We start from the raw sequence: 10117 nt of genomic DNA, 5'->3' as shown, positions 1-10117 counted from the left end.
AACCTGATAGGTTTCAGAAGAACGCTCATCGTTTGAAGAGGTGTTGCTGGCGTTGCCCCACAGGCTGTAGGCCATCTGTCCCTGGTACCAGGTCATATTGGTGTTAGCCGTCAGCGATGAGCTGGTGGTGTTGCCGGTCTGAGCAAGGTAACCCGCTGCCGCATTGCCTTCAAAGTTCTTTTTGGCGGTAGAAGGATCGTCCATGACGGTAAAGACGTTGTTGTCCGCCAGTGCCTGGTGACAAAATACTCCGCCGGAAAGTAAAAGAACTGCCGACAACTTGTTAAGCGCTTTCATTAAATATGGGTCCATACGACTGTTGAAAAAGGGTGAGTCTGAAGAGTTTTACCGGGCGTTCAATCTCTTTTATAGAAAGAATGGTAACATTTTGTTAAATGTTTCTGATGGCTTATTAATTGCGCTAAACCCACTTTGACCGAAAGTCATCCTGCCCATGTCTTGCCCCGACTCTGTCCGATCCTCTCACCCCTTATGACAGGGAGGATATACGTGAATATGACAAACCATTGCGTGTTGCATACCGATGTAACTCCCCTACTTTCGTCGATATACGATTTGCCGATATTTTGTCGTTCGGACAACTTTTGTCTTATAGCTGAACCGGCTCCCTCCGGAACAAGCCTGATATCAGCCCGATCGCCTTCGATGATGGACTATGCTAAAAAGAAGAAATTAAACAAAGGAGCGCATCATGGTTTCGTCTGATATCGAGCAATATGTGGTGACTTTTCGTTTCAAAGATGAAGGCCTTAGTGAGGTGCTTGAACTGAATAGCGCCCTGACCAATGCCGGCTTCACCACCTCTCTACATGACAAAGAAGGCCATCCGCACGAGCTGGGGACGAATAGTTTTGGTCTGGTCAGCGCGCTAAATGCAGAGCAGGTACAGCAGCAGGCTATTAGCCTGGGTGAAATCGTGCTGGGGGAAAAACCAGACGTAGAGGTGCAGTCCTGGGAGGCGTTTCAGCAGGCCACCAACACTGACGTTTTGTAAAAATAGCGTGTTCCCTGCGTAAACGCTGGTTTTGTCTATTATTTAAGCGTTAGTATCAGCATGTCCCGCAACAAGACACAGCGAAAAAGAGGAAACCGCTATGTGGTCAGCCATTAGTCGTCTGTTGAGTGAGCAGTCAGGTGATGCTGAAATCAGCCAGCGTACCGCGTTACCGGGTGGCGATGTGCACCCGGCCTGGCGCATTCGCTACGGCGAGCGCGACATTTTCGTTAAATGTAACAGCCGTGAGATGCTCGATCTTTTTACCTGGGAAGCGGATCAGCTCCAGCTTTTAAAGCGCACCGACACGGTTCGCGTGCCGGAGGTCTTTGGCGTCGGCTACGCTCGGGACGTCAGCTTTTTACTACTGGAATATCTTCCTCTTTCGCCCCTCCAGCCGCAAAGCGGCTGGCAGCTTGGCCAACAGCTGGCACGCCTGCATCAGTGGAGCGATCAGCCGCAATTCGGTCTGGACTTCGATAACAACATAAAGACGTCGCCGCAGCCTAACAGCTGGCTCAAGCGCTGGTCGGTCTTTTTTGCCGAACAGCGCATTGGCTGGCAGCTTCAGCTTGCAGCGGAAAAAGGCGTTCAGTATGGCGATATCGATTTAATCGTCCGTTGTGCCAGAGAAGTGCTTGACTCGCATCATCCTCAGCCTTCACTGCTGCATGGCGATCTCTGGCCGGCAAACTGCGCGACGATGGCCGAAGGCCCCTGCATCTTTGATCCTGCCTGTTATTGGGGGGACAGAGAGTGCGATCTGGCGATGCTTTCCTGGTTTCCGGAACTACCTCAGCAGATTATGGAAGGTTATGAATCGGTGTGGCCGCTGCCCGCTGACTATCAGCAGCGCCAGCCAGTTTATCAGCTCTACTATCTGCTCAACCGGGCAAACGTCTTTGGTGGTGAGTGGCTGCAGGAGGCCCAGCGAGCGGTTGGTGCCCTGCTGGACCTGGCGGATGCGGGCAAAGAGCTTGCCCGACCGGCCTAGTGCATCAGCTAATAAATCCTGCCAGCTTAAGCACAAAATAGCCCGCAACGGCTATCAGGATGGGCAAAACGTACAGCGGAAAAAACTGCAGAAAAATGGTGTGCCGCGGCACCACAATTTTTTCTTCCAGCTGCTGACGGCTGCGCCCTTCTTCACCTTTCGCGTTCTCCAGGATCATTTGATCTTCAATGCCTTCACGCAGATGCCGGGATTGTCGCCACATTCTTGCCCCCGAGGCCTGAAGCGCCAGCCCGACAAAGATCAGGATGTAGATAAGCCAAAACAGCCCGTTGCCGCTCTGGTTAAAATCCGGCACCGGCGAATTATGCCAAAAAGCGTTTAAAAAACCGGTATTGAAGCGGATCATATCGATCATCACGTGAGAAAAATCCTGCATTACCGCATTGATCCCTTCGCGCTTTTCACGACTCACTTCCAGGAAACGCATCAGCGAAATCAGCGTGGAAATCAGTGCCGGAATAAAGATAATCCAGCCGGCAACCCGCTTCAGTATCGCGACTCTTCCAGCCTGTTGATAAGTCATGCTTTCTCCTGTCCTTATGCTGTGAGGGCTGTAAGTTTACCCTCGCCTGGCAAAATCTGCCTGAAAAAATGATGTTCTGCGAATGAAAGCCACTTTACCGTACGCTGTGCCCTGGCTGTTAACTTCATGTTAAGGTGTCAGAAAACTGCTAACGGAGCCGCATTATGTCTTATTCACGCCCAGTGCTAGCCGCAATTTTTGATATGGATGGGTTACTTATTGATTCCGAGCCATTATGGGAGCGTGCAGAGCTGGACGTTTTCGGCATGCTGGATATCGATCTTTCCCGAAGAGACGAGATGCCGGATACGGTTGGCCTGCGTATCGATCAGGTCGTGCGCATGTGGTATGAAACGCAGCCCTGGAAAGGCCCCTCCGAGCAGGAAGTGACGCAACGTATTCAGACGCGTGCGTTGGACCTTATCGAAGAGACGCGTCCGTTACTGCCGGGCGTAGAAATGGCGCTGAACCTTTGTCGTGCTGAAGGGTTGAAAATTGGACTGGCTTCTGCCTCGCCGCTTTTTATGCAGGAAAAGGTGCTGGCGATGTTCGGTCTGCGTGAGGCTTTTGAAGTGCTGGCCTCGGCAGAATTGTTGCCCTACAGCAAGCCGCATCCTCAGGTTTATTTGGATGCCGCGGCCCGCCTCGGCATCGACCCGCTTAATTGCGTGACGCTGGAAGACTCCGTTAACGGCATGATTGCCACTAAGGCCGCGAGAATGCGCTCGATTGTGGTGCCTGCCGCTATGTACGCTGACGACGCGCGCTGGTCGCTGGCCGACGTCAAACTGGCCTCGCTTACCGGGTTGAGCAGCAACCATTTGCTTGGCAAATAAAGCGATAGCCTTGGTTTTACCGTCCCGGTGCACACTTGCCGGGCGATATTGCTTCCCTGCCATGAGCAGCCTGCAGGTAATTTGTGCTGGTCTGGCAGGTAAAATGACCGTCCTGTTTTATCGTCCCGGTATGTATTCGCCGGGTAATATTGCTTCCCTGCCAGGTCAACCTGCAGGTAATTTGTGCTGACCTGGCGGGTAAAACGACCGTCCTGTTTTATCGTGCCAATATGCATTCGTCGGGTAATATTGCTTCCCTGCCATGGGCACCTGCAGTCAACCTCTGCCGGGTTGCCATGAAAGCAGTATGTTAATAAATCAATCCGACGCTCAAGGATGTTAACGGGACGCAAAATCTGTTTTTCAGTAAGAGGTATCCGTGCGCTGTGCCTGCAGAAAGCCAGCAAGTATCGTGCCTGAGGAGGGCCGGGGTGTCGGACCGTATTACCGGTTAATGCAAACGGCATGGGGCGGATTATCTCTTCACACGCCCTGACTACGTAAAGAAGATATTAATCTTTCGTTACAGCGTCACATATTTATTCTACTGTATATATCCCCTATACTGGATGCATTGACAGTTTTGTTACCGAGCGTTTTCCATGACGGCCGAAGGCCACGTTATTTTTGCTATCGCCAGCGCGATTTTTGCCAAGCGCGCCGACCTGACGCCTGTTCTGGGTGAAGGTGACTGGTGGCACGTTATTCCCGCCACCCTGATCACCTGCCTGCTGCCGGATATTGATCACCCGCGTTCCACGCTCGGTCAGCGTTTTCGCTGGCTGTCACAGCCGATTGCGCGCGCCTTCGGGCATCGCGGGTTTACCCACAGCCTGCTGGCCGTTATCGGCGGCGTGGCGTTGCTACAGCTAAAACTTCCGCAGGCATGGGTGCTGCCTGCGGATGTTTTTCAGGCCATGATTCTGGGCTACCTGAGTCATATCGCTGCCGATATGCTCACGCCGGCCGGCGTGCCGCTGCTGTGGCCATGCCGCTGGCGCTTCCGGTTGCCGATCCTGCACAGCCGCAACGGTAATCAGCTGGAGCGGATGTTTTGCCTGACGCTGGTCGCGCTGGCGCTGTGGTTCCCGGCCGGGACGCCCTCTTTTGGTGCGGAAAGCTGGCCTGTACACCTGTTCAACCAGGTACAAAACAGCGTGACAAGCTTTATAAACCATCAGATAGCACAATAAAACATCGATTTTATGCAATAAATTATAACCTATTCTTTTTGAATATATAGGCCTCTCTCCGCGAACTGCTACCATCGCCCCAACGCGTATCTGATGCGCAATAAAAATAGCTCACTGACGGGGCGGCAACGCCTCGTCGATTAAGGAGATCTGGGGATGAACTTTCCATTAATTGCAAACCTGGCGGCGTTTATTCTGCTGCTGGGCGTACTGGCGAAAAGCGGCAATGCCAGCTGGAGCCTCGCGAAAAAGGTCCTGCTTGGCCTGGTCACGGGCGTCCTGTTCGGGCTGATTCTGCACACCATCTATGGGGCGGACAGCCCGGTACTCAAAGAATCCATCAGCTGGTTTAACGTTGTCGGTAACGGCTATGTGCAACTGCTGCAGATGATTGTCATGCCGCTGGTGTTTGCCTCGATCCTCAGCGCCGTTGCCCGTCTGCACAATGCTTCGTCGCTGGGGAAAATCAGCGTGCTAACTATCGGCGTGCTGCTGTTCACTACGGCGATTTCTGCGCTGGTTGGCGTGTTTGTTACCTGGCTGTTTAGGCTTAACGCCAGCGGTCTGGTACAGGGTGTCCAGGAAACCGCGCGCCTGTCCGCGCTACAGTCTACCTATATGGGTAAAGTAGCCGACCTCTCTGCGCCACAGCTGCTGCTCTCCTTCGTCCCGAAAAATCCATTTGCCGATCTGACCGGTGCGAACCCGACCTCTATTATCAGCGTGGTTATTTTTGCCGCTTTCCTGGGCGTTGCCGCCCTGCACCTGCTGCGTGACGACAAGCCGAAAGGCGAGCGCGTGCTGGCCGCCATCGATGTGCTGCAGGCATGGGTCATGAAGCTGGTACGTCTGATTATGAAGCTGACGCCGTATGGCGTGATGGCGCTGATGACCAAAGTGGTCGCCAGCTCTAACCTGGCAGATATCGTTAAGCTGGGCAGTTTTGTTATCGCTTCTTACCTGGGTCTGGCGATTATGTTTGCCGTGCACGCGCTGCTGCTTTCCGTTAACGGCGTTAACCCCCGTCGTTTTTTCCGTAAAGTCTGGCCGGTTATCACTTTTGCCTTTACCAGCCGCTCCAGCGCGGCGACTATTCCGCTGAGCGTGGAAGCGCAAACCCGTCGTCTGGGTATCCCGGAATCCATTGCCAGTTTTGCCGCCTCTTTTGGTGCCACTATCGGCCAGAACGGCTGTGCAGGCCTTTATCCAACTATGCTGGCAGTGATGGTCGCGCCCACGGTAGGCATCAATCCGTTCGATCCGGTCTGGATTGCCACGCTGGTTGGTATCGTCACGCTAAGTTCTGCTGGTGTAGCGGGCGTGGGCGGCGGCGCAACCTTTGCCGCGCTGATTGTGCTGCCAACTCTGGGTCTGCCGGTCACGCTGGTGGCGCTGTTGATTTCGATTGAACCGCTGATCGATATGGGCCGTACCGCGCTTAACGTTAACGGTTCGATGACGGCAGGTATGCTGACCAGCCAGTGGCTGAAGCAAACCGATAAGTCTTTGCTGGACGCCGAAGCGGATAGCGAAGGCGAGCTGGCCCACCGTTAAGGCCTGAATCGCTTCTCTCTTTCAGGGCCGCTTTGCGGCCCTTTTTATTGCCTGCTCAACATAACCTTGCGGTTTCCGGGCGTACCTCGCGCACTGTTCTATAGTTAATGGTTAGAAACACACTTCACAGGAGCAAGTGAGCATGTCGAAAGAAACCGATAACAAGGAAATCACCCATAATGCCCCGCTAACCGGGCCGGATTCCGCCAGGCCGGGAATGGACTCGCTGGCACCCGGCGATGGTTCGCATAAGCCACTTTCTGAGCCGACGCCGCCCGGCAAGCAACCTACCGCGCCCGGTAGCCTGAAGTCGCCCGATACCCATAACGCCAAACTGGATGCGCTGGAAACCTTCCGTAAAGGCGGTGAAAACTTCCCGCTGACGACGAATCAGGGTACACGCATTGCAGATGACCAGAACTCGCTGCGCGCCGGTACCCGCGGCCCGACGCTGCTGGAAGATTTTATCCTGCGCGAAAAGATTACCCATTTCGACCACGAACGCATCCCGGAACGCATTGTCCATGCCCGTGGCTCGGCGGCGCACGGCTATTTCCAGCCTTATCGTGACATGAGCGATATCACTAAAGCGGATTTCCTGCGCGATCCTGAAAAGCAGACGCCGGTCTTTGTGCGGTTTTCTACCGTTCAGGGCGGGGCAGGCTCGGCAGATACGGTGCGCGATATTCGCGGCTGGGCTACCAAGTTCTATACCGATGAAGGGGTCTTTGATTTAGTCGGCAATAATACCCCGGTCTTCTTTATTCAGGATGCGCACAAATTCCCGGATTTCGTCCATGCGGTAAAACCTGAGCCGCACAATGAAATCCCTCAGGGCCAGAGCGCCCACGACACCTTCTGGGATTACGTCTCGCTACAGCCAGAAACGCTGCATAACGTGATGTGGGCGATGTCAGATCGCGGCATTCCACGCAGCTATCGCACTATGGAAGGTTTTGGCATCCACACCTTCCGTTTTATCAATGCCGAGGGTAAAGCGACCTTTGTGCGCTTCCACTGGAAACCCGTAGCGGGCAAAGCTTCGCTGCTGTGGGATGAATCGCAAAAACTCACCGGACGCGATCCTGATTTCCATCGCCGCGACTTGTGGGAAGCCATTGAGGCAGGCGACTACCCGGAATATGAGCTGGGTGTGCAGCTGATCCCGGAAGAAGACGAATTTAAATTCGACTTTGACCTGCTGGATGCCACCAAACTGATCCCTGAAGAGCTGGTCCCGGTTCAGCTGGTCGGTAAGATGGTGCTTAACCGCAATCCGGACAACTTCTTTGCGGAAACAGAACAGGTTGCTTTCCACCCAGGCCACATTGTACCTGGACTGGACTTCACCAACGATCCGCTGCTGCAGGGCCGTCTGTTCTCCTATACCGATACGCAGATTAGCCGCCTCGGCGGGCCTAACTTCCACGAAATTCCGATTAACCGTCCGACCTGCCCTTACCATAATTTCCAGCGTCAGGGCATGCACCGTACGGATATCGATACCAACCCGGCTAACTACGAGCCGAATTCTATTAACGACAACTGGCCGCGCGAAACCCCACCGTCACCGCATCGCGGCGGGTTTGAAAGCTATCAGGAGCGAATCGAAGGCCATAAAGTTCGCGAACGTAGCCCTTCTTTCGGCGAATACTATTCGCAGCCGCGCCTGTTCTGGAACAGCCAGACACCGGTTGAGCAACAACATATTATCGACGCTTTCTCTTTTGAGTTGAGTAAAGTGGCCCGTGTCTATATCCGCGAGCGCGTGGTGGATCATCTGGTGCGTATTGATGTTTCACTGGCTAACGGCGTGGCGGAGAACCTGGGTATTGCGCTGTCCGATGAGCAGATGCATACCGCGCCGCCGAAAGACGTTAACGGTCTTAAGAAGGATGCCAGCCTGAGCCTTTACGCCGTCCCTAGCGGATCGATCAAGGGTCGTCAGGTTGCACTGCTGGTCAGTGATGGCGTGATGGCGGCAGACGTGCTGGCTATTCTGCAGGAGCTGAAGGCGCAAGGCGTGCACGCCAAGCTGCTGGCGCGGCATATGGGCCAGGTTCGTGCCGACGACGGTTCCAACCTGCCAATTGACGCCACTTTTAGCGGCCTGCCTTCGCTGACGTTTGATGCAGTGATCGTGCCGGATGGCAATATCGACGCGCTGTTGCTCAGTGGCGATGCCCGCTACTTCCTGCTGGAAGCCTATAAACACCTGAAGGTGATCGGCCTCAGCGGTGATGCTCGTCGCTTTAAGTCCCAGTTCGGCTTAGGCGACAGCGAGCTTGAGGAAGGCCTGATTGAAGACGATAAGGCCGAAGGTGTCCTGATGAGCGAATTCCTGGCCGCTATGGCCGCTCACCGCGTCTGGTCGCGCAGCCAGAAAGCGCTGAGCGTGCCGGCTTAATTCGCCGCTCTTTTGTTCACTAAAGGTGCAGCCGTTAACGGCTGTGCCTTTTTATTTAGCACTCCCTGCCCGCTCACCACACGCAAATCGCTTTTCGCGCCCGCTCCCGTCTGAACCGACACTGTGGCATCGAACTTGCTTCTTCTCCCTACCATTCTTTGTTTAGGAGAAGCGCCATGAGCGTTGACACTCGCTATCGCTACCGCATTTTCGCCATGCTATTTTTTATCGCGCTAATTAACTATATCGATCGCGGCGCCCTCTCCTTCGCCGCAAATGCCATTTCTGACGAGTTCCATTTCAGCAAAACCGCGTTGGGCGTGGTGCTGAGCTACTTCGGCTTTGGCTATCTGTTCGGCTCGCTTTGCGGCGGATTTTTGGCCGATCGGCTGGGCACAAAAAAAGTCTGGCTGCTGGCGGGCATGCTCTGGTCACTGCTGGAGACAGGCACAGCTTGGGCAGGCGAGCTGGGCGTGGCGCTATTTGGCGGCTCGGCCATTATGGGCTTCGCCGTTATGCGCATCCTGTTCGGCTTTGCCGAAGGCCCTGCTTACGCGCTGATGAACAAAGCCATTGCGCACTGGGCGCCCGACAACGAGCGCGGTATAGCGCTGGGTATCGGCCTTTTGAGCACGCAGGTGGGCGCACTGCTGACGGCACCCATAGCCGTGGGTCTGCTGTTGCTGACCCACGACTGGCGGCTGATGTTTATCCTGCTGGGCGTGTTCTCACTGATCGCCATGCTGATTTTCGCACGGGTTTTCACCGACACTCCGCTACAGCAGCCCCGTACCAGCCAGGCGGAACGCGAACTGATCGGGCGGGGTCAGCAGCAAAATATAGCCGGGCCGCGCCTGCCCTGGTGGCGCTTTTTTACCAGCCGCACGCTGGTGTGTAACGCGCTGGGCTATTTCGCTTTTCTCTACGTCACTTTTACCCTGGTCACCTGGGGACCAAAATATTTGCAGGACAGCTTTCACTACGATCTCCACTCGCTGTGGTATGTCGCGATGATCCCCTGGAGCGGTGCCTGCATTACCGTGCTGCTGGGCGGCAGGCTCGCCGATACGCTGCTTAAGCGCTCCGGTAATCTGCGGCTGGCCCGCAACGTTTTTGCCGCCGTCGGGCTGCTCTGTACCGGGCTGTGCTTTATGGCAATCCCCTGGATGGCTTCCGCTGCCGGTATTATTTTGCTGATGACGCTGGGTAACGCGCTAAACGCGCTGGTGAATAACGTTTACTGGTCGGTGGTGATTGACGTCACGCCGAAATCCACTGTCGGCACCTATAGCGGCATGACGCTGGCGATCGCCAACCTTGCTTCAATTCTCTCGCCCATGCTGAGCGGCTGGCTGGCCGAGCATTTTGGCTATAACGCCATGTTCAGCGCGACGGCGGTCATCGCTTTCGGCAGTATGCTGGCGATGACGCTGCTGCAACCGGAGAAAAAATTAATGGCAGCCTCGCCTGTGGAAGCCAATCTGGTAGCCAACATGGAGGCGGAGTTAAGAATACGTTAAGCAGTGTAAGCAACCCGCAACAGGCGTCGGCTGCCGCTTGTGTTTTCACTGGCC

General features: G+C 54.8%; 9 protein-coding genes. 7 read left to right on the top strand and 2 right to left on the bottom strand.

Annotated elements, in window-relative coordinates:
* A partial coding sequence (locus RTK32_RS00870; RefSeq protein WP_312041662.1) for a DUF481 domain-containing protein occupies nt 1-297 on the bottom strand: 297 nt, incomplete at its 3' end.
* Nucleotides 298-712: 415 nt separating this feature from the next.
* Here RTK32_RS00870 and ghoS point away from each other — a divergent pair.
* Entirely contained in the window at nt 713-1015 is a 303-nt protein-coding gene (gene ghoS / locus RTK32_RS00865; RefSeq protein WP_312041661.1) for a type V toxin-antitoxin system endoribonuclease antitoxin GhoS, read from the top strand.
* 100 nt (nt 1016-1115) lie between these two features.
* On the top strand, nt 1116-2009 hold the full coding sequence (locus tag RTK32_RS00860) for a fructosamine kinase family protein (RefSeq protein WP_312041660.1): 894 nt from the start codon (nt 1116-1118) through the stop codon (nt 2007-2009).
* Nucleotides 2010-2013: 4 nt separating this feature from the next.
* On the opposite strand, the gene RTK32_RS00855 is transcribed toward RTK32_RS00860, so the two are convergent.
* Nucleotides 2014-2553, bottom strand: a complete 540-nt coding sequence (locus tag RTK32_RS00855; RefSeq protein ID WP_312041659.1) for a YniB family protein — start codon at nt 2551-2553, stop codon at nt 2014-2016.
* A 164-nt stretch (nt 2554-2717) separates the two neighbouring features.
* Here RTK32_RS00855 and hxpB point away from each other — a divergent pair, with 164 nt between their 5' ends.
* The 5 genes from hxpB (at nt 2718) to RTK32_RS00830 (ending at nt 10063) form a co-directional block, all read left to right on the top strand.
* A complete protein-coding gene (hxpB, locus tag RTK32_RS00850) occupies nt 2718-3389 on the top strand; it encodes a hexitol phosphatase HxpB (RefSeq protein ID WP_312041658.1) in 672 nt (223 codons plus the stop codon).
* A gap of 602 nt (nt 3390-3991) precedes the next feature.
* The gene (locus RTK32_RS00845; protein ID WP_312041657.1) at nt 3992-4582 is read left to right on the top strand and encodes a metal-dependent hydrolase; all 591 of its coding nucleotides are present in this window, start codon (nt 3992-3994) and stop codon (nt 4580-4582) included.
* Between the two features lie 156 nt (nt 4583-4738).
* On the top strand, nt 4739-6136 hold the full coding sequence (locus tag RTK32_RS00840) for an L-cystine transporter (RefSeq protein ID WP_312041656.1): 1398 nt from the start codon (nt 4739-4741) through the stop codon (nt 6134-6136).
* Nucleotides 6137-6278: 142 nt separating this feature from the next.
* Complete coding sequence (katE, locus tag RTK32_RS00835; RefSeq protein WP_312041655.1) at nt 6279-8543, top strand: catalase HPII; 2265 nt, start codon at nt 6279-6281, stop codon at nt 8541-8543.
* A gap of 176 nt (nt 8544-8719) precedes the next feature.
* Nucleotides 8720-10063 (top strand): MFS transporter, encoded by a 1344-nt coding sequence (locus tag RTK32_RS00830; RefSeq protein ID WP_312041654.1) that lies wholly within the window; start codon nt 8720-8722, stop codon nt 10061-10063.
* The last annotated feature ends 54 nt before the right edge of the window (nt 10064-10117 follow it).

It is taken from the genome of Erwinia sp., assembly GCF_031978025.1.
Lineage (GTDB): Bacteria > Pseudomonadota > Gammaproteobacteria > Enterobacterales > Enterobacteriaceae > Erwinia.
This window is presented reverse-complemented; position numbering and strand designations above follow the sequence as displayed.

Excerpts from the sequence above, each read along its gene's own strand:
- RTK32_RS00830 (WP_312041654.1), top strand. The coding sequence starts at position 8,720 with ATGAGCGTTGACACTCGCTATCGCTACCGCATTTTCGCCATGCTATTT.
- RTK32_RS00860 (WP_312041660.1), top strand. The coding sequence starts at position 1,116 with ATGTGGTCAGCCATTAGTCGTCTGTTGAGTGAGCAGTCAGGTGATGCT.
- RTK32_RS00840 (WP_312041656.1), top strand. The coding sequence starts at position 4,739 with ATGAACTTTCCATTAATTGCAAACCTGGCGGCGTTTATTCTGCTGCTG.
- katE (WP_312041655.1), top strand. The coding sequence starts at position 6,279 with ATGTCGAAAGAAACCGATAACAAGGAAATCACCCATAATGCCCCGCTA.
- RTK32_RS00845 (WP_312041657.1), top strand. The coding sequence starts at position 3,992 with ATGACGGCCGAAGGCCACGTTATTTTTGCTATCGCCAGCGCGATTTTT.
- RTK32_RS00855 (WP_312041659.1), bottom strand. The coding sequence starts at position 2,553 with ATGACTTATCAACAGGCTGGAAGAGTCGCGATACTGAAGCGGGTTGCC.
- hxpB (WP_312041658.1), top strand. The coding sequence starts at position 2,718 with ATGTCTTATTCACGCCCAGTGCTAGCCGCAATTTTTGATATGGATGGG.
- ghoS (WP_312041661.1), top strand. The coding sequence starts at position 713 with ATGGTTTCGTCTGATATCGAGCAATATGTGGTGACTTTTCGTTTCAAA.